The organism is Paenibacillus rhizolycopersici, from assembly GCF_014947195.2.
GTDB classification, from domain to species: Bacteria; Bacillota; Bacilli; order Paenibacillales; family Paenibacillaceae; genus Fontibacillus; species Fontibacillus rhizolycopersici.
This window is the reverse complement of record NZ_JADCNN020000024.1, coordinates 1-18,821: the sequence shown is the minus strand read 5'-3', so window position 1 is coordinate 18,821 and position 18,821 is coordinate 1. Positions and strand designations below refer to the sequence as shown.

Genomic DNA, 18,821 nt, shown 5'->3' with positions numbered 1-18,821 from the left:
ATGAAATGTCCGATAGTGGTAAACCGAAGGGAGTGAAATGGAAGTCATGATTACAAAAGGTGATAAGAATAAAGCACGTCTGAAAAGACATCTGCGTGTGCGTAGAAAAGTCCAAGGAACGGCAGCTCGTCCAAGACTGAACGTATACCGTTCTTCCAAACATATCTACGTACAATTGATCGACGACGTAGCAGGCGTAACGCTGGCTAGCGCATCGACGGTTGATAAAGAGCTGAGCAGTTCGATCGGCAACGGAGGCAACGTGGAGTCCGCTCGCAAAGTTGGCGAATTGATCGCTAAACGCGCTCAAGAAAAAGGGGTCAAAAACATTGTGTTTGACCGCGGAGGATACTTGTACCATGGACGGATTCAGGCACTGGCTGACGCAGCCCGCGAAGCAGGCCTGGAATTCTAAAAATAATCACTAAAAGGAGGTTAACGACTTGCGTGTAGATCCGAACACTTTAGAACTGACAGAAAGAGTTGTAAACATTAACCGCGTAGCTAAAGTAGTTAAAGGCGGACGCCGTTTTAGCTTCAGCGCGCTCGTGGTTGTCGGCGACGGCAAAGGTTGGGTTGGCGCCGGGATCGGTAAAGCAGGCGAAGTGCCTGACGCGATCCGCAAAGGCATCGAAGATGCGAAGAAAAACCTTGTGCATGTTCCGCTCGTAGGCACAACGATCCCTCACCAAGTAATCGGGCATTTCGGAGCTGGCCGCGTTCTTCTGAAACCGGCGTCCGAAGGTACCGGGGTTATCGCTGGCGGTCCGGTTCGTGCGGTTCTCGAGCTGGCAGGCGTAGGCGACATTTTAACTAAATCCTTGGGTTCTTCGAATTCCATCAACATGGTCAACGCGACTTTGGAGGGCTTGTCCCGTCTGAAACGCGCTGAGGATGTTGCGAAATTGCGCGGTAAAACCGTCGAAGAACTTCTCGGTTAAGGAGGGAATCTCATGGCTAAACTGCAAATTACCCTCGTGCGTAGTTTGATCGGTCGTCCGGAGAACCAACGTACTACCGTGAAAACATTGGGTCTTCGCAAAATCAACCAATCCGTTGTTCACAACGATAACCCAGCCATTCGTGGCATGGTTAATCAAGTGAGCCATCTGGTATCGGTTAAAGAAATCGAAGCCTAAGGATATCGTAAGTTTTTAAGTGCCAACAATAAATAAGGAGGTGCAACGAACGATGAAGTTACATGAGCTTTCCCCAGCTCCTGGCTCCCGCCAAGAACGCAAACGCGTCGGCCGCGGTACAGGTAGCGGCATGGGTAAAACATCTACTCGCGGTCACAAAGGTCAAAACGCTCGTTCTGGCGGTGGTGTGCGTCCAGGCTTCGAAGGCGGTCAAAACCCGCTGTATCGTCGCTTGCCAAAACGCGGGTTCATCAATCCGACGCGGAAAGAGTATGCGATTGTTAACATCGAAGATTTGAACAACTTTGCGGCGGATACGGAAGTGACTCCTGAACTGTTGTTTGAACAAGGAATCGTGAAAGACGCGAAAAGCGGCATCAAGATTCTCGGCAACGGTGAAGTTACTGTCAAGTTGACAGTTAAAGCGAATAAGTTCTCCCAATCTGCGGTAGAGAAAATCGAGGCTGCCGGCGGTAAAACCGAGGTGATCTAATGTTTAAAACCATTAAGAACATATGGCATGTTCAAGACCTTCGCAACCGCATTTTGTTTACGTTGTTTATTTTCCTCATTTACCGGATCGGTTCTTTCGTTCCGGTTCCGGGCGTTAATAAAGACGTCTTCGAGGCGACGAACACGGCAGGCAGCGACTTGTTAGGGTTCTTGAACACCTTCTCGGGCGGCGCCCTGAAGAACTTCTCTATTTTCGCCCTCGGGATTATGCCTTATATCACGGCTTCCATCATCGTGCAACTCTTGTCGATGGACGTCATTCCGAAATTTGCGGAATGGGCCAAACAAGGGGAACACGGCAAGAAAAAAATGGCTCAAGTGACTCGTTACGGTACTGTCATTTTGGCCGTGATTCAGGCTTTCGCCACATCGATTGGCTTTAACCGGTTGTATGGTACGGAAATGGTGCCAAACGCAACGTTTGGTGACTATCTGGTCATTGCAATCGTGTTAACGGCAGGTACATCGTTCCTGATGTGGTTAGGTGAGCAGATTACCGAAAGAGGGATCGGCAACGGGATTTCGCTCATCATCTTCGCCGGGATTGTCGCAACGATCCCATCGCATATCACGACAATTGCTCAATCCGAGTTTATTGTTGAAGGTCAAGCGTTTATCAACGTGGTGAAGTCCATTGCGATTATCCTCGTCTGCGTATTGATCGTGATCGGCGTCATTTACATCCAACAAGCGATTCGGAAAATTCCGGTACAATACGCTAAACGCGTAGTCGGCAATAAAATGTATGGCGGGCAGAATACCCATATTCCGCTCAAAATCAATGCTGCCGGCGTGATTCCGGTCATTTTCGCCGTTTCCTTGCTGCAATTCCCAGTGGTTATCGCCAGCTTCTGGTCGACGCACACTTGGGCGCAATGGATCAGCAACAACTTGTCTACCAACCGTCCGCTCGGGATGGTGCTTTATGTGGTCATGATCGTCGGCTTCACGTTCTTCTATACGTTCGTACAGATGAATCCGCAGCAGATGGCTGAGAACATGAAGAAAAACGGTGGATATATTCCAGGGATCCGTCCGGGTAAAACGACGGAAACCTATCTTACTCGGGTATTGACCCGTCTGACGATGACCGGCGCTATTTTCCTAGCCGCAATCTCCATCCTTCCTATGGCTTTGGGGGCTTTGGCAGGACTGCCGCGTACGGTTCTGATTGGCGGTACTTCGATTCTAATCGTTATCGGCGTTGCGCTGGATACGATGAAGACCATCGAAGGCCAATTGATCAAACGTCACTATAAAGGTTTCATCAATAAATAGTCGGTAGGTACCAGGAACAGGGACGTGCAAACGCCCTTGCCTGGCACCTAACTGCGCTATTTCTTGTTGTAGAGAAGTCTTGGAGGGAGTGAGAAACATGAACCTACTATTCATGGGGCCTCCCGGAGCAGGAAAAGGAACACAAGCCGAGGTCATTGTTAACGAATTCGGTATTCCTCATATCTCTACTGGCGACGCATTTCGCCTGGCAATCAAACAGGGAACACCTGTGGGGATGAAAGCGAAGGAATATATGGATCAGGGACTTCTGGTACCTGATGATGTGACAGTGGGGATTGTTCGCGAACGCTTGCAGCAGCCCGATTGCGAAAAAGGTTTTTTATTGGATGGTTTTCCAAGAACCCTTTCGCAAGCGGAATCGCTGGAAGAGCTGCTTGAAGGCCTGGGTCGCAAGCTGGACCACGTCATCAACCTGAAAGTGGACCGGAACAAGCTGCTGGCGCGGTTGACCGGACGCCGGATTTGCAAATCCTGCGGTGCTACTTATCATGTGATCTTTAATCCTCCGGGGCAGGAGGGTGTTTGTGATAAATGCGGCGGCGAGTTGTTCCAACGCTCGGATGATAACGAGGAGAGCGTAGGCACTCGTTTGGACGAATATATCAACAAAACCGCACCGCTTCTGAAGTTCTACGAAGATAAAGGCCTGTTGCGTCAGGTAGATGGTGAACAGGAAATCGATGCGGTTTCGAAAGAAATCGTGTCACTACTGCGAGGTTAGGTGTAATGATCATTTGTAAATCCGAAACGGAACTAGGCTTTATGCGAGAAGCTGGGCGGATCGTAGCGGAAACGCACAGGCTCATGGCGGAATCGATTGAGCCTGGAATTACGACGGGGGAACTCGATCAACTCGCCGATAAATACATTCGCAGTCAGGGCGCCGTGCCGTCCTTTAAAGGTTACAACGGTTTTCCTTACAGCATTTGCGCTTCGGTCAACGAAGAATTGGTACACGGATTTCCCGGCAAACGCAAATTGAACGAAGGCGATATCATCACTTTAGATATCGGCGCGGAGTATCGTGGTTTCCATGGGGACTCGGCGTGGACTTATCCGGTGGGCGAAATTTCGGAGGAAGCCAAGAAGCTCTTGGAAGTTACCGAAGGATCTCTGTATGCGGGCCTTGAGCTCGTTAAACCGGATGTTCGATTGTTCACGATCTCGCATGCGATTCAGCAATTTATCGAAGCTGCCGGTTTTTCCGTCGTTCGGGAATATGTCGGTCACGGCATTGGCGCGAGCTTGCACGAAGAACCGCAAATTCCGAATTATGGTTTGCCTGACCGGGGTCCCCGGCTTAAGCCCGGGATGGTCCTGGCGATCGAACCGATGGTTAACATGGGGAAGCGATATGTAAAAACGCTGGAAGACAACTGGACAGTGGTCACGGTCGACGGTTCCCTCTGCGCTCATTTTGAGCACACGGTAGCTGTAACGCCGGACGGAATGGAAATTTTCACGAAGCTGAATGCGTAGGTGATGAACGTGAAAGAACGCTCGGAGCCGCAGGTCGGTCAGTTGGTGAAAGTTCTCAAAGGCAGAGATGCCGGGGCGATTTATGTGATTGTCGGGATTCTAGACAACAGATTCGTCTGGATCGCGGATGGAAACAAACGCAAGTTTGATGAACCCAAACGTAAAAACGCCCAGCATCTTGAGCTACTGCCCATAGTTAGCAGCGAGGTTGTTCATAGTTTGCAGGAAAGCGGACGGGTGACAAACGGGAAACTGCGGCATGCAGTTCTTGTTTATCAGAACTCCGCCGATTCTATGGCTGAAGAGAAAGGAGACTGACTGTGGCTAAAGAAGATGTCATTGAAGTCGAAGGCGTGGTCATTGAACCATTGCCGAATGCTACATTCAAAGTGGAGCTGGAGAATGGGCATCAAATTCTCGCCCACGTTTCCGGTAAGCTGCGGATGCACTTTATCCGCATTTTGACGGGGGACAAAGTGGTCGTTCAGCTTTCGCCTTATGATTTGTCGAAAGGCCGGATCACTTACCGCAAATAGACTATACCAATTACGGTAAAGTTGTGGTACAATATTCAGGTTGAGTTGTTTCAGAGAGTAGTTTATGATTAGAATGCCTGCGATTCGAGTTTTGCTTCGCAAAACAAAGCGTATGCTTTCGATCCCAGTTTTACTTCTGTAAAACTTTTAGGAGGTAATCAGCATGAAGGTAAGACCTTCTGTAAAGCCGATTTGCGAAAAATGCAAAGTCATTCGTCGCAAAGGCAATGTCATGGTGATTTGCGAAAATCCGAAACACAAACAAAAACAAGGTTAATTGAAGGGGGTGTAGCGTAAAATGGCACGTATAGCTGGTGTGGATTTGCCACGTGATAAACGCGTTGAGATCGCCTTAACTTACATTTTCGGAATCGGTAAAACGACTTCCCAGAAAATCCTGAGCACAACAGGCATCAATCCGGACACTCGTGTTCGTGATTTGACGGAAGATGAGGTTAGCAAACTACGCGAAACGATCGACAAAACGGTCAAGGTTGAAGGCGACCTGCGTCGTGAAATTTCCTTAAATATTAAACGTTTGATCGAGATTGGCTGCTACCGCGGAGTGCGTCATCGTCGCGGCTTGCCGGTTCGTGGACAACGTACGAAAACGAATGCCCGTACTCGTAAGGGTCCTCGTCGTACTGTAGCGAACAAGAAGAAATAAGAAGGGGGGATAACAGACAATGGCTAAACCAAAAAAAGTCGTACGTACAAAACGTCGTGACCGGAAAAATATTGAATCTGGTGTGGCTCATATTCGCTCCACCTTCAATAATACGATTGTAACCATTACGGATCCGCATGGTAATGCGATTTCCTGGGCCAGCTCCGGCGGCCTCGGATTTAAAGGTTCCCGTAAGTCGACTCCGTTTGCCGCGCAAATGGCTGCTGAATCTGCTGCCAAAGCTGCGATGGAACATGGCATGAAGAGTGTTGAGGTTATGGTTAAAGGCCCTGGTGCTGGCCGTGAGGCCGCTATCCGCTCCTTGCAAGCGGCAGGCCTTGAAGTCAACATGATCAAAGACGTTACTCCAATTCCTCATAACGGCTGCCGTCCTCCAAAACGCCGCCGCGTTTAATGAAGCCGCGCTGAAGCCGTGGTATAACAACAGCGTCAATTGGGAACAATGGTTGTTTAGGCATACTACGTTTCAAACTTCAGCAAAATAGGCAGATTCAAAGGAACGACGTTTTGAAGGAGGGGTACTTTCGTGATAGAAATCGAAAAGCCAAAAATCGAGACCGTAGAAGTTAACGATGAAGGCACCTATGGGAAATTTGTAGTAGAACCACTTGAACGTGGGTATGGCACCACACTGGGCAACTCGCTTCGCCGGATTTTGCTCTCTTCTCTGCCGGGTGCTGCGGTAACCTCGGTCCAAATCGATGGAGTTCTGCATGAATTCGCGACCGTACCGGGCGTTATGGAAGACGTTACGGAGATCATTCTGAACCTGAAGGCTCTCTCGCTGAAAATTCATTCGGATGAGGAAAAAATCCTCGAAATCGATGCAGAAGGCGAAGGAGTCGTAACGGCAGGAGATATCCGTGCGGACAGCGACGTGGAAATTTTGAATCCGGACTTGCATATTGCTACGCTTGAACCGGGTTCGAGACTCCACATGCGCGTTTACGCAGGCCGTGGTCGTGGTTACGTTCAGGCAGATCGAAATAAACGAGATGATCAACCGATCGGTGTCATTCCCGTCGATTCGATCTATACCCCGATTACACGGGTCAATTACGTGGTGGAGAACACCCGGGTTGGCCAAGTGACCAACTACGACAAGCTTACGCTTGAAGTATGGACCGATGGCAGTATCAGACCTGAAGAAGCGGTTAGCCTCGGCGCCAAAATTTTGACCGAGCATCTCTTCTTGTTCGTTGGTTTAACGGACGAAGCGAAAGACGCGGAAATCATGGTCGAAAAGGAAGAAGACAAGAAAGAAAAAGTGCTTGAAATGACGATTGAAGAGCTTGATCTCTCCGTTCGTTCCTATAACTGCCTCAAACGTGCCGGCATTAATACGGTACAAGAGCTGACGACGAAAACCGAAGAAGATATGATGAAGGTGCGTAACCTGGGTCGTAAATCTTTGGAGGAAGTTCAAGAGAAGCTTGAAGAGCTTGGTTTGGGATTGCGTACTGAAGAATAAGTTAGCTTAAATCGTTCTAGCGAAGGAGGGAAAACTCATGGCATACCAAAAGTTGGGCCGCGATTCCAGCGCGCGTAAAGCATTGTTCCGTGACCTGGTAACCGACCTGTTCTTATACGAACGCATCCAAACGACGGAGGCGAAAGCGAAAGAAGTTCGTTCGATCGCTGAGAAACTGATCACCAAAGCAAAACGTGGTGACCTGCACGCCCGTCGTCAAGTGGCAGCTTATGTTCGCCGCGAATCGATCGATGGCGAGCAGGATGCAATCCAAAAGCTGTTCAACGAACTGGCAACACGTTATTCCAGCCGTCCAGGCGGATACACTCGTATCCTGAAGCTGGGACCTCGCCGCGGCGACGCTGCACCTATGGTTTACCTGGAACTGGTAGACCGCGCATAATTCAGGGGATCCCCTAACTAGCGTGTAAAACTCTCTGTCGGCTCGCCTTATGGCTAAGCTTTCGGAGAGTTTTTTTATTGGGATTCAAACAAGAAAGGAAGGGACCGATGCGCAACTTGCTGATGACCGTCAGCTATGACGGAACGAACTATTTCGGTTTTCAAACCCAGCCGGGTGGAAACACGGTTCAGGATCATATCGAGGAAGCCATCCGTCAGTTGACGGGAGAACAATTGAAGATCCATGGTTCCGGGCGAACGGATGCTGGGGTACATGCCCGGCAACAACCGTTCCATTTTCACACCGCTTCGCAAATTCCTGTGGAACGCTGGTGTTTGGCGCTAAACGGGCGGCTCCCTTCCGATATACGCGTATTAACAGCTCGGGAAGTCCCGTTGGATTTTCATTCCCGGCGCTCGGCCAAACGTAAGACCTACCGCTATACCATCAATGCCAACCGAATCACGGATGTATTTCAACGGAATTATCAGTTTCACCATCCAGGCAAGTTGAACATCGAGGCGATGCAGCAGAGTCTGCCTTTCTTGCTTGGAACCCATGATTACACCTCGTTTGCTTCGCGTCACTCCACGAAGGCCAGTCATGTTCGTACCATTTATGATGCCCGGATGATAGTGGATTCATCAGCGAATGTAGCAGGCACAACGGGCCAGGGAATCCTCCATTTATACGTAACCGGCAACGGGTTCCTGCAGCATATGGTAAGAATCATCGTAGGGACGTTACTTGAAATAGGCGAAGGCAAACGCACGCCGGTATCCATGAAGACGATTCTAGAGGCGAAGGACCGGAAAGCCGCAGGCCCAACGGCCGAAAGCAAGGGACTTATGCTCTGGAGTGTCGAATATGACGAAATATCGGGGTGAAGGTGTGAAGACTGAAACCTTAGAGACGGCTATCCGTAACTTATTTAAAAAGTAAGATAGTTCGATGAATCTAAGGAGGGTTTTACCTTGAAATGTCCAGTATGTAACGATGTGCGTATGAGAGAAGTGGAGAAAGACGGCGTTCTGATCGATGTATGTCCGGATTGCAAAGGCGTATGGCTTGACCGTGGAGAGCTAGAGAAGCTGATGAGCGAAATTCGGGATATCCGACCGGCTTTTAACGAGTGGTACGAGCACCGGGAGGATCGATACGAGGATCACCGCAACTCGGGACATTATGAGAAGCCCAAGTCGTCTTCAGGATACCCTCAGCAGGGACACTATAAGCCCAAGAAGAAGAAGTCGGCGCTGGATATCTTTGGAGATTTGTTCGATTGATCAGGTTCCCGGATTATTGGGGGATATTCTGAAAAAAGACTTGCGTATTAATTGCGCTTCCTGTAAAATAAAAGTTGTGTTTTCTTGATGGCTATCCCACAGCCCCCAATCGAGAAAACCGCTCAAATCAGATTTTAAGCTTGCTAAACATGAACGAAACGATCGAAGATAAATCTGCTGGAGAGGTCAAGCGACCCGAAGAGCAAGATCGTTTTCAGCAGGATGAACCATTTCGGACGAACTTGAAGGAGGATCTTTACATGCGTACCACTTATATGGCGAAGCCAGCCGAAGTAGAGCGCAAATGGCACATTATCGATGCCGAAGGCAAAACGCTGGGCCGCTTGGCTAGCGAAGCTGCTGCTCTTATCCGCGGTAAACACAAACCACAATTCACTCCACATGTTGACGGCGGTGACTTTGTTATCGTCATTAACGCGGAGAAAATTGCCTTGACTGGCAAAAAGATGGATAACAAAAAGTACTATCGTCATTCCCTGCATCCGGGCGGTTTGAAAGTGACCGTTGCCAAAGATATGCTGAGAACGAAACCTGAACGTGTAATCGAGTCCGCCGTTCACGGCATGCTGCCTAAAACTCGCCAAGGCGAGAAAATGAAGCTGAGACTGAAAGCTTACGCTGGCACAGAGCATCCACATGCGGCACAAAAACCTGAAGTTTACGAACTTCGCGGATAATTAAAAGGGAGGACAGTTTCATGGCACAAGTACAATACTATGGGACAGGTCGTCGTAAACATTCGGTAGCACGTGTTCGCCTTGTACCGGGTGAAGGACGCATTGTCATCAATAAACGCGACATCAACGAATATTTTGGTCTGGAAACGCTGAAGCTGATCGTAAAACAACCGTTGACTTTGACGGAAACGCTCGGTAACTACGACGTAATCGTCATCGCTCATGGTGGCGGGATCTCCGGTCAAGCCGGCGCAATCCGCCACGGGATTTCCCGCGCTCTGCTTAAGGCAGATCCGGAATTCCGTCCTGCATTGAAGAAAGCAGGATTCCTGACTCGTGACCCACGGATGAAAGAACGTAAGAAATACGGCCTCAAAGCAGCTCGCCGTGCTCCTCAGTTCTCGAAACGTTAATCTTTACTTTGCATTCGAAAAGCCCTTTTCCGTTACGCGGAGAAGGGCTTTTTTATGCTATCAGCGCTCGATGTAACAATGTGCAATAATTCACATACATTACCTGTCAACCATGTTACCATCTTCTTGGAAATGACAACAAGATAGTGGGGGTAATTATTTTGAAGAAAAGCATGAAAATCGTTGGGACCGTCCTTATTCTTGCCCTGGCATTAACGGCGTGCGGAGGAAATAGCAAAGAAGCCGCTAATAATGCAACGACAAGCAACAATGGCTCGAATAACGCCGCTGCGACAACGAATAACTCGGCGGCCACCGGTACGTATCAAGATGGTACGTACAAAGGGATCTATGACCGCAAGGACGTCCGGAATTGGACGGCGTATGTCGAGGTTACCGTGAAGGACGGCAAGATCGAGAAGGCTTACTACGATTATACGAATGAAAACGGCGATTTGCGCACCAACGACGAGAACTACACGAGTGCATTTAAAGCAGCTAATAAAATGACACCGCGGGAAGCCTTCGATCAACTCGGAGGCAAACTGATTGAGGTTCAAGATGCAGCGAAGGTAGATGCCGTGACGGGTGCTACGCACTCTTCCAGAAACTTCAACGAGCTGGCTGCTGCCGCTTTGGAACATGCCAAGACGGGTGATACCAGTGATGCGATCGTTAATCTGTACGAAGATGGCACCTACAAGGTTGAGGCCGATGCGTTTGACGACCATGGCTGGAAACCGCAGCTAGAGCTGACCATCAAGGACCACAAGGTCGATTCCGTTGCTTTTGACTACGTGAATGAGGAAGGCAAGCTGAAAACCGAAGACGCAGATTATAAAGCCGCTATGGAACCTAAATCGGGAACCTATCCAGCGAAATACACCGAAGAGCTTGAGAAACAACTTGTCGAGAAGCAATTGATCGGCGACGTTGACGCCATTGCTGGAGCAACTACATCCTCCAATAACTTTTCTGCGCTTGTAGAATACGCATTGGACGACATGGCCGAAGTCGGCGACACGGAGTTAAAAGCGATCAAAATCGAAGAATAATTGGATAGGACGACTAATAGGATAACTAGTGACCTGGCTTCTCTATGGAGAGGTTAGGTCTTTTTTTCATTTTGGTTTTTTTAGTATTGACTTATAAGACGAATGACATATACTTAAAAATATAATTCTAATCAGATTAGTTGGAATAATGTTTTGATTTACCATGTTTAGCTTAATGCGGGAGGTCTGAGGAAAGTGAATCTATTGGAAAAAGAGCAGTTGATTGCGGCCAAGGCCGACGAGTTCGAGTCATCCACACCCCAAGAAATCATCGCCTGGGCGGTTGAAACGTTTCCGAATATCACCTTTGCCTGCAGCTTTGGCGCTGAGGATGTCGTTCTGGTGGATATGCTGCAACAAATCAGCCCATCCACCGACATTTTTTACTTGGACACGGACTTTCATTTTAAAGAAACTTATGAGACAAGGGATGCGATTGCTGCCAAATACGGGCTGGAATTCGTTCGGGTATCGCCGAGACTGACGCCGGAGGAACAGGCGGCCCAGTATGGGGAGGAACTGTGGAAGTCGGATCCAAACGCCTGCTGTAATGTACGTAAGGTTGAACCGCTGACACGGGTTTTGGGGCGCTATGAGGCCTGGATTACAGGGATTCGCCGCGATCAGGCCCCAACTCGAGCGAATGCGAAGAAAATCGAATACGATGCCAAGTTCGGACTGGTCAAGTTTAATCCAATCGCGCATTGGACATCCGATGACGTATGGAATTATATTCGTGAACATGAGCTCATTTATAATCCTTTGCATGACCGCAATTATCCCAGCATTGGCTGTGAATATTGTACGCGTCAGGTAATGCCTGGCGAAGACCCTCGTGCGGGACGCTGGTCCGGTACGGAGAAGACGGAATGTGGCCTGCATAAATAAAACGGACGGATTCGGAAGATTTCAAAAGTGGAGGAGATACGGGTGACGACAATATTACCACATGGCGGAAGCTTAGTACATCGACTGGTTACTGGAGAGCAACGGGATCATCTCTTGGAGACAGCTAAGGGACTTCCGGCTATTCCGATCAGTAACTGGGCCATATCCGACCTCGACCTCATTGGGGTAGGTGCTTTTTCGCCATTAACTGGATTTATGAACGAAGAAGATTATCGATCCGTTGTCGACCGCATGCGGCTAGCGAACGGAACGGTCTGGAGCATCCCGATCACCCTCTCCGTCGCCCGTGAGCAGGCGGAAGGCCTAGAGATCGGAGAGCAGGTTGCCTTGGTTGGGGAACAGGACGGGGTCATCTACGGTCTTTTGGAAATTGGCAGCGTATATCATGTTGATCAGGCGGAGGAAGCGCGGAAAGTATTCAAAACCGATGATTCCGAGCATCCTGGGGTTAAGAAACTGCTTGAGCGCTCCCCATACTATGTCGGTGGCTCTGTTCAGGTGTTAAATCGTCCAGAACCGGTACGCTTCAAGGAGTTTTATTTCGATCCAGCCGAGACGCGTCGTATTTTTGCCGAGAAGGGGTGGAAGACCGTCGTTGGTTTTCAGACTCGGAATCCGGTTCATCGGGCTCACGAATATATCCAGAAAAGTGCAATGGAAATCGTGGATGCCTTATTTCTTAATCCGCTAGTGGGTGAAACCAAATCGGATGACGTACCTGCGGATGTCCGGATGAAGAGCTATTTGACCCTACTAGATAACTATTACCCCGCAGACCGTACGTTTCTGGGCGTTTTCCCTGCAGCAATGCGCTATGCCGGACCGCGTGAAGCGATTTTTCATGCAATGGTACGCAAAAACTACGGGTGCACCCATTTTATCGTTGGCCGAGATCATGCGGGTGTTGGCGATTACTATGGCACGTATGAGGCACAGGAAATTTTCTCGAATTTCACTCCCGAGGAGTTGGGGATCTCTCCCCTATTCTTTGAACATAGCTTCTTCTGCACGAAGTGCGGGAATATGGCTTCCAGCAAAACTTGCCCGCATCCGAAAGAAGATCATTTGACCTTATCCGGTACGAAGGTTCGCGGATTGCTGCGTGATGGGATCTGCCCGCCGCCTGAATTTACCCGGCCCGAGGTTGCCGAGGTCCTGATTGACGGGATGAAGCAGCAGGTCCACAACTAAACGCGCATCTGGCTTTAAGTGCAAGTTCAAACCGCCTAAAGGGCCTCCAAGAGTCATATTTGTCCACCTTGTCCCATATCATGAGTAATGTCATGAAGGAGAAAGGTGGCTTTTTTTATGCGCGATCGAGATAAGGTGACGTTATGGATTTCCCTGAACCACATCAAAATAGCGCTGATCGGCGTCGGCCTTGCTGCCATGATCCTCGGGATGGCTTTCTACCACGTGCCGTCGCAGAAAGCATGGAATTACTGGAGTCTGCCGTTGGCGGGTCAGATTATCGCTCTGGATGCGGGCCACGGCGGGCCGGACGGCGGAGCCAGCAGCAAACAGGGGCTGATTGAGAAAGATATCAATTTAGCGGTCTCCTTATACCTGCGCGACTATTTGCAGCAGGCCGGTGCGGTTGTCGTTATGACGCGCGAGGAGGACAAAGACCTGGCGGGAGGGGACACGAAGGGCTACAGCAAACGGAAGACAGAGGATTTGAAAACCCGCGTCCGCTTCATCGAGGAGCGGCAGGCCGATCTGCTTGTGAGCATCCACATGAACAGCATCCCTTCGCCGCGCTGGAGGGGCGCGCAAACTTTCTACTACCCCAATCACGAAGATAGCGCTAATTTGGCCGCCCTCGTACAAGAAGAGTTAAGGCGGAATCTTGAAAACACCGATCGGGTCGCCAATCGTTCGGACAAGAAGGTGTATCTGCTTGAAGCGGTACATATTCCTTCCGTGCTGGTGGAGGTTGGTTTCTTGTCCAATCCGGGGGAAGCGGAATTGCTCGGCAGCGAAACGTACCAGCGAAAAGTAGCCGCCTCAATTTATCAGGGGATCCTGCGATATTATTCCGGCGAAAAAGTACAAACCCCGGCAGACGATGTCAGGTAATGATATAATATACCTCATAATGGACCAGCTAAGTTAATTATCTGATGAAGTCGAGGTGCTGTCAGTGATAACGAAGGAGCAGCTTCAGGCGGCATTGCGCCCTGTAGCCGAACCAACCACGGGTCTCAGCCTGGTGGAATTGCAGTGGATTCGCGACATCATGATCAAGGAAGGCCGCGTATCGTTAACGGTTGTCGGCTTTGAGAAAGGCAGCGAAGCGCAGGCCGAAGCAGAAAGAGACATCCGCTTTCGCTTATCCGAAGCAGGCGTGGGGGAGGTTCATCTCCGTTTCCGTGAAGCATCGGAACAGGAGAGGGAGGCCGCATTCAGCTCGGCCCGCCATCCATCTGAACCGGCTCAAAGCGAGCGGGAAGAACTAAAAGGTCATGGGGCCGGATTGGAACAGCTGCCGATTCTTGATCCGAGGTCCGGCGTTCAATTTATAGCCATAGCCAGCGGCAAGGGCGGGGTTGGCAAATCGACGGTCACGGTCAATTTGGCAGTGGCTCTGGCGCGGCAAGGCAAGAAGGTCGGATTGATAGACGCCGACATTTACGGCTTTAGCGTCCCTGACATGATGGGGATTGAGGAAGCGCCGCTTATCGAGGATGGTGAAATTGTACCGGTCGAACGGTTTGGGGTCAAAGTGATGTCGATGGGCTTCTTTATCCAGGACAATAACCCCGTGATATGGCGCGGACCGATGCTTGGCAAGATGCTCCGGCAATTCTTCAGCGACGTCCGGTGGGGTGAGCTGGATTATTTGCTGCTTGATTTCCCGCCGGGCACGGGCGACATTGCCCTGGATGTACACCAGATGATTCCGCAGAGCCGGGAGATCATCGTAACGACGCCGCATGCTACGGCAGCATTCGTCGCCGCTCGGGCAGGGACGATGGCCCTGCGTACCGAGCATGAAGTGCTGGGCGTCGTCGAAAATATGGCCTACTACGAATGCTCCAAATGCGGCGATAAGGATTATATCTTCGGCCGCGGCGGGGGCGCTCGATTGGCGGAGTCTCTGCATACGGAACTGCTGGCGCAAATTCCACTCGGAGCGCCGGACAACCATCCGTCGGAACCGGATTTTTCTCCATCCGTGTATAAATCAGACTCCTCCGTCGGCCGGCTGTACGATGAACTGGCTCAGCGCATTACCCTTATATGCGAAAAAGACTGACCCATTACGGGCCAGTCTTTTTTTGTGATGGGCTTCAGGTTAGGAACCTCCGCCGCCACCACTATTGCCGCCATCTTTACTTTGGCCGCCTTCTCCGCCGTCATCGCTAGAACCGCCACCTTCATTTTGTTTCGGCTCTTTTTCTACCTTCGGTTGCAGTTGCTCTTGAACGACGGTCTTTAACAGCTCAAGGACTTCCATCTTGAACAAGGGACTTTGCATTGCTTCCTGCATCACGGTCATCGATTGCTTGCGATAATCCGGCGTTTTGGTTAAATCAAGGAACATCTTCATGACTTCCGGCGATTTCAGAATATCGCTGACGGATTTTTGATACGTCGGATCCTTGATCAATTGCATATGGAGCTCCTTGCTTTGCGAGTTAACCGCTTTAGCAAAGTCTCCGGCAAACTGCGGATCGGTCATGATCTTCTCGATTTCCTTCTTATATTCCGGTGAGGTGATGGTTTCCTTGACCGCCATGCGGACTTCGTTGGAAGTTTGGGACGGAAGAATCATTTTTACCCCAAACGTTCCGCCGCCGCTTCCACCGCTTCCACCGGAACCGCCCGAGCCGGACCCGGAATCGGAGCCCGATTCGGAGCCGCCGCCACTCTCACCGCCGCTGCTGCCGCTTTCACTGCTGCTTGGGGGAGTGCTTAGCGCCTCATAAATGGCCTTTTTACCTTCATCTGTCTTAAGGATATCGATGACCATGGATTTCGTTTCCTTATATCCTCCACCTTGGGAAGAGGAGGAGGAGCTTTGTTCAGAACCGCAAGCGGCTAGCGGAAGAGTAAATGTGCATAAGAAGCATAAAATCCAACGGGTACCCCGCCATTTCATGGTTCCCTTCCTCCTTATCATCATTGCTGAAGTTAGTATGCGGCTTAAAAACGGAAATATCCCAACGAAAAGCTTAAAAACAATGGTTTTTTACCGGGATCGTTGGTAAAATATTTCGTTAGTGGAGGTGTAAGGGGCTTGAACTTAAAAAAATGGCTTTATTTATTTGGGACCACCTTGGCCGTTGGGGCGGCGGGATCGCTAATCGTCGGTTTGCTGTTGCAATGGACGGATACGCTGCAATACAAGGGCCTAACTGATATTTTGGTGAATGTCGGGATCTTGTTGGGCGTCGGCGTCATGGTAAGCGTATATTCCCAGATGGGCTTTTTCGCATATTTAATGATCAATTATATGGGGAATGGCGTTTTTTCCAAAAGAACGTGGCAATACATACAGTTGGTTTTGACCGCCTTGGCGCTGCTGGAGCTGATGTTCTTCCGGATTTTTGTAGGCGGCGAACAAGAGGGGGTATTCGACCTCGTATTAGGCATCATTCTTCTTATTGTGGCTGCCGGTACCGCCTTTTATAAGGCGAAGTTGACGAATGCAACCGCCTGGATTCCCACACTGTTCTTCATGATTGCCGTAACGATTGTTGAGACCGTTGGCGTATTGAAAATTGGCGTTAATTCCGCGACTGCTTGGATTGTTGCGCCTTTAATCGCTTGCAATGCTTATCAAATTTTGATTTTACAGCGAGTTCTGAGTTCGGGAAATTCGAAAACCCAAAAAAGCCCAGCCTAGACTGGGCTTTTTTGCTGCCAATTACCACCCGGCGGCGTATTCCAATTGCTCCTGAAGCCAGGCTTGGTCGCGAACTTCATTGCCCTGCACGCTGGCTTCCTGTAGCAGATCCGTTACGGTTACGAATTCATAGCCTTGCTTGCGCAGCTCGTCAATGATAATCGGCAGCGCCTCCTGCGTCTGCTTGACCGAATCGCTGGCATGCAGGAGAACGATGTCTCCCGGATGAGCTTTTTTTACGACGCGATCGACGATGGTCTGCACGCCTTTATTCATCCAATCCTGGGAGTCGGTATCCCACTGAATGACCTTATAGCCTTGATTTGCGGCGATCTTTAGCACGCGCTTGTCGAAGTCGCCGTTGGGAAGCCGCAGCAGCTTGGGAGCTTGGCCGGTCACTTCGGTCAGAATCGTGTGGGCTGTGGAAATTTGCCGGGATATTTCCTCATCGCTCAGGCTGCTGTAATTCGTGTGTTTATGCCCGTGGCTTCCGATTTCAAAGCCTTGCTGCTGAATCGCCTTAACGATTTCCGGATGGGTCTTGCTCCAGGGGGAAGATAGGAAGAAGGTCGCTTTTTGCACGTTCTTCTCCTTTAACACTTTGAGAATCGGCTCGGCCCGCGTATCGCCCCAACTGATATCGAAGGTGAGGGCTATGACTTTTTTGTTCGTGGACACGCTATAAATGGCCGACGGGGCGCTTTCCTCGGAAAACACCGTAACCTGCCCTTGTTCCACGTAAATGACGCCGGCAGCAAAGAGGGCCGCGGCGAAAACAAAGAAAAAGCGTTTGATTTTCTTCCCGTTAAGGACATAGAAGAAGTTGTTCATGAACAGTAAGCCCCTCTCGTCATCAGAATGAATGATCTTGAACTGATCCGCTTGTACCAATGTATGCTTGTTCCAAAGCTTTATGACGCTTTACGTCGATTACATATTTGAAGGAGACCTGATGCGATGTTTTCGATCCGTGGATTTGGAAGTGATTTACGCAAATATAAGAGGGCAATGCTTCTTTCGATTCTCATTTTTGCAGCAGGAGTGGCGCTGGGAGCAGGAAATGTGGATCTGATCACCCGTTGGGTTATGCCTGACATCGAGCGGCTTGGCGAGATTAGCCGGAGTTTGGCGCAGTCCGATCATCCTGAACTGAACTTTTTTCTGTTTATTTTCTTCAATAATGCGGTAAAAAGTATTATGGTCATTTTGCTGGGGGCCATTTTCGGGATATTGCCGGCTTTCTTCCTGCTGATGAACGGCTTGGTACTGGGGTTTGTGGTGACGGCAGCTGGGGCTGATGGAGGAAATGTTTTGAATCTGATCGTACGGGGATTGCTTCCTCATGGCGTCATCGAAATCCCCGCCATTCTGATCGCAGCCGGCTTCGGGATGCAATTCGGATATCTGATTCTTAAAAGCTTGGGGGAGATCGGCTCCAGAGACGCTTCTGAATGTACAGTCGACTGGAGGGGCTTTTTGATCTCTGCCGGCCGGGGAGCGATCTGGATCGTTGGAATGCTGCTGATCGCCGCGGTCATTGAGAGTACGTTAACCTTTTATTTGGCCCAACATTCATAATTTTCCCAAAAAGTGAGCATAACATTAAAGCGTCTTTAGAAGGACCTATACCTTATAACAATGGCTGAATAAGGAGTGTTGCGCGTGCTGGGAATGTTGTTTAGCGACAAAGAATGCAAAGAACTCGACTATGTGCTGCGAAAAGAGCTAGATGAGATGCTATTGGATATGAGCGATACCCGGCTGGATCAGGATATCCGGCATGCCATCGCCAATCGGTACAAAACGATCTTCCGTATGTATGCCCGATTTGCACCCTCCAAGGAATTATCGAAATACGCCCGCCGCGCTCGTTTCCCGCAAGCTAGAGAATAGGCCAAGTTTGGGGTTGACGGCGGGACCGTCCTTATGGTAAATTAGCATTCGTCCCAGTTTTGGGGGACAAGCTGCAGAAGGCAGGAAGACATTGGTAAGAAAAAAGTTTGGTAGAACCTCTTGCAAAAAGCTTGCCGACTGTGATATATTATAAAAGTCGCCGCTGAAACGCAGCGATGAACGAAAG

Annotated in this window: 28 protein-coding genes; 26 read left to right on the top strand and 2 right to left on the bottom strand. The window is 49.8% G+C overall.

What is annotated here, in order from left to right; translation table 11 throughout:
- Positions 1-46 precede the first annotated feature (46 nt).
- The 23 genes from rplR to IM700_RS19485 all read left to right on the top strand — a co-directional run bounded on the left by rplR (position 47) and on the right by IM700_RS19485 (position 15,148).
- Positions 47-415, top strand: a complete 369-nt coding sequence (gene rplR, locus IM700_RS19595) for a 50S ribosomal protein L18 (protein ID WP_155608385.1) — start codon at positions 47-49, stop codon at positions 413-415.
- Positions 416-443: 28 nt separating this feature from the next.
- On the top strand, positions 444-941 hold the full coding sequence (rpsE, locus tag IM700_RS19590) for a 30S ribosomal protein S5 (protein WP_009226655.1): 498 nt from the start codon (positions 444-446) through the stop codon (positions 939-941).
- Between the two features lie 12 nt (positions 942-953).
- Positions 954-1,139 carry a 50S ribosomal protein L30 gene (gene rpmD / locus IM700_RS19585; protein WP_155608386.1) on the top strand — a complete coding sequence of 62 codons (186 nt, stop codon included), beginning with the start codon at positions 954-956 and terminating at the stop codon, positions 1,137-1,139.
- Positions 1,140-1,191: 52 nt separating this feature from the next.
- Positions 1,192-1,632, top strand: a complete 441-nt coding sequence (gene rplO, locus IM700_RS19580; RefSeq protein ID WP_059040331.1) for a 50S ribosomal protein L15 — start codon at positions 1,192-1,194, stop codon at positions 1,630-1,632.
- Positions 1,632-2,930, top strand: a complete 1,299-nt coding sequence (gene secY, locus IM700_RS19575; protein WP_155608387.1) for a preprotein translocase subunit SecY — start codon at positions 1,632-1,634, stop codon at positions 2,928-2,930. The genes rplO and secY overlap by 1 nt, the downstream gene beginning before the upstream one ends.
- A gap of 97 nt (positions 2,931-3,027) precedes the next feature.
- Positions 3,028-3,672 (top strand): adenylate kinase, encoded by a 645-nt coding sequence (locus tag IM700_RS19570; protein ID WP_193418685.1) that lies wholly within the window; start codon positions 3,028-3,030, stop codon positions 3,670-3,672.
- A gap of 5 nt (positions 3,673-3,677) precedes the next feature.
- Positions 3,678-4,430, top strand: coding sequence for a type I methionyl aminopeptidase (gene map, locus IM700_RS19565; RefSeq protein ID WP_059040334.1), 753 nt, complete (start codon positions 3,678-3,680; stop codon positions 4,428-4,430).
- Positions 4,431-4,433: 3 nt separating this feature from the next.
- Entirely contained in the window at positions 4,434-4,748 is a 315-nt protein-coding gene (locus tag IM700_RS19560; RefSeq protein WP_155608389.1) for a KOW domain-containing RNA-binding protein, read from the top strand.
- Positions 4,749-4,750: 2 nt separating this feature from the next.
- Positions 4,751-4,966, top strand: a complete 216-nt coding sequence (infA, locus tag IM700_RS19555; protein WP_193418686.1) for a translation initiation factor IF-1 — start codon at positions 4,751-4,753, stop codon at positions 4,964-4,966.
- A 163-nt stretch (positions 4,967-5,129) separates the two neighbouring features.
- The gene (gene rpmJ, locus IM700_RS19550) at positions 5,130-5,243 is read left to right on the top strand and encodes a 50S ribosomal protein L36 (protein WP_003333770.1); all 114 of its coding nucleotides are present in this window, start codon (positions 5,130-5,132) and stop codon (positions 5,241-5,243) included.
- 21 nt (positions 5,244-5,264) lie between these two features.
- Positions 5,265-5,633 carry a 30S ribosomal protein S13 gene (rpsM, locus tag IM700_RS19545; RefSeq protein ID WP_036712625.1) on the top strand — a complete coding sequence of 123 codons (369 nt, stop codon included), beginning with the start codon at positions 5,265-5,267 and terminating at the stop codon, positions 5,631-5,633.
- A gap of 19 nt (positions 5,634-5,652) precedes the next feature.
- Positions 5,653-6,048: a 30S ribosomal protein S11 gene (gene rpsK, locus IM700_RS19540; protein WP_018753969.1), complete on the top strand. Its 396-nt coding sequence runs from the start codon at positions 5,653-5,655 to the stop codon at positions 6,046-6,048.
- Positions 6,049-6,180: 132 nt separating this feature from the next.
- Positions 6,181-7,125: a DNA-directed RNA polymerase subunit alpha gene (locus tag IM700_RS19535; protein WP_059040337.1), complete on the top strand. Its 945-nt coding sequence runs from the start codon at positions 6,181-6,183 to the stop codon at positions 7,123-7,125.
- A gap of 37 nt (positions 7,126-7,162) precedes the next feature.
- Positions 7,163-7,528 carry a 50S ribosomal protein L17 gene (gene rplQ, locus IM700_RS19530; RefSeq protein WP_059040338.1) on the top strand — a complete coding sequence of 122 codons (366 nt, stop codon included), beginning with the start codon at positions 7,163-7,165 and terminating at the stop codon, positions 7,526-7,528.
- Between the two features lie 107 nt (positions 7,529-7,635).
- Positions 7,636-8,415, top strand: coding sequence for a tRNA pseudouridine(38-40) synthase TruA (gene truA, locus IM700_RS19525; protein ID WP_193418688.1), 780 nt, complete (start codon positions 7,636-7,638; stop codon positions 8,413-8,415).
- Between the two features lie 87 nt (positions 8,416-8,502).
- The gene (locus tag IM700_RS19520) at positions 8,503-8,814 is read left to right on the top strand and encodes a TFIIB-type zinc ribbon-containing protein (protein ID WP_155608392.1); all 312 of its coding nucleotides are present in this window, start codon (positions 8,503-8,505) and stop codon (positions 8,812-8,814) included.
- Between the two features lie 260 nt (positions 8,815-9,074).
- Entirely contained in the window at positions 9,075-9,512 is a 438-nt protein-coding gene (gene rplM, locus IM700_RS19515; RefSeq protein WP_155608393.1) for a 50S ribosomal protein L13, read from the top strand.
- Positions 9,513-9,532: 20 nt separating this feature from the next.
- On the top strand, positions 9,533-9,925 hold the full coding sequence (gene rpsI, locus IM700_RS19510) for a 30S ribosomal protein S9 (protein WP_068783673.1): 393 nt from the start codon (positions 9,533-9,535) through the stop codon (positions 9,923-9,925).
- A gap of 161 nt (positions 9,926-10,086) precedes the next feature.
- The gene (locus IM700_RS19505) at positions 10,087-10,980 is read left to right on the top strand and encodes an FMN-binding protein (RefSeq protein ID WP_193418690.1); all 894 of its coding nucleotides are present in this window, start codon (positions 10,087-10,089) and stop codon (positions 10,978-10,980) included.
- A 195-nt stretch (positions 10,981-11,175) separates the two neighbouring features.
- The gene (locus IM700_RS19500) at positions 11,176-11,868 is read left to right on the top strand and encodes a phosphoadenylyl-sulfate reductase (RefSeq protein ID WP_193418692.1); all 693 of its coding nucleotides are present in this window, start codon (positions 11,176-11,178) and stop codon (positions 11,866-11,868) included.
- 42 nt (positions 11,869-11,910) lie between these two features.
- Positions 11,911-13,080, top strand: a complete 1,170-nt coding sequence (sat, locus tag IM700_RS19495) for a sulfate adenylyltransferase (protein WP_193418694.1) — start codon at positions 11,911-11,913, stop codon at positions 13,078-13,080.
- Positions 13,081-13,197: 117 nt separating this feature from the next.
- Positions 13,198-13,968 (top strand): N-acetylmuramoyl-L-alanine amidase CwlD, encoded by a 771-nt coding sequence (cwlD, locus tag IM700_RS19490; RefSeq protein WP_193418696.1) that lies wholly within the window; start codon positions 13,198-13,200, stop codon positions 13,966-13,968.
- 64 nt (positions 13,969-14,032) lie between these two features.
- Positions 14,033-15,148 carry an Mrp/NBP35 family ATP-binding protein gene (locus tag IM700_RS19485; RefSeq protein WP_193418698.1) on the top strand — a complete coding sequence of 372 codons (1,116 nt, stop codon included), beginning with the start codon at positions 14,033-14,035 and terminating at the stop codon, positions 15,146-15,148.
- A gap of 39 nt (positions 15,149-15,187) precedes the next feature.
- Here IM700_RS19485 and gerD read toward each other — a convergent pair whose 3' ends face one another.
- Positions 15,188-15,994, bottom strand: a complete 807-nt coding sequence (gene gerD, locus IM700_RS19480; protein WP_155608400.1) for a spore germination lipoprotein GerD — start codon at positions 15,992-15,994, stop codon at positions 15,188-15,190.
- 138 nt (positions 15,995-16,132) lie between these two features.
- Between gerD and IM700_RS19475 the strand changes: the two genes are divergently transcribed.
- Positions 16,133-16,741, top strand: coding sequence for a KinB-signaling pathway activation protein (locus tag IM700_RS19475; RefSeq protein WP_193418700.1), 609 nt, complete (start codon positions 16,133-16,135; stop codon positions 16,739-16,741).
- 21 nt (positions 16,742-16,762) lie between these two features.
- On the opposite strand, the gene pdaB is transcribed toward IM700_RS19475, so the two are convergent.
- Positions 16,763-17,572, bottom strand: a complete 810-nt coding sequence (gene pdaB / locus IM700_RS19470) for a polysaccharide deacetylase family sporulation protein PdaB (RefSeq protein ID WP_193418702.1) — start codon at positions 17,570-17,572, stop codon at positions 16,763-16,765.
- A gap of 126 nt (positions 17,573-17,698) precedes the next feature.
- On the opposite strand from pdaB, the gene IM700_RS19465 reads away from it, so the two are divergent.
- Together IM700_RS19465 and IM700_RS19460 are read left to right on the top strand one after the other, a co-directional pair.
- Positions 17,699-18,319: a stage II sporulation protein M gene (locus IM700_RS19465; RefSeq protein WP_193418704.1), complete on the top strand. Its 621-nt coding sequence runs from the start codon at positions 17,699-17,701 to the stop codon at positions 18,317-18,319.
- A gap of 84 nt (positions 18,320-18,403) precedes the next feature.
- Positions 18,404-18,634 carry a hypothetical protein gene (locus tag IM700_RS19460; protein WP_059040349.1) on the top strand — a complete coding sequence of 77 codons (231 nt, stop codon included), beginning with the start codon at positions 18,404-18,406 and terminating at the stop codon, positions 18,632-18,634.
- The last annotated feature ends 187 nt before the right edge of the window (positions 18,635-18,821 follow it).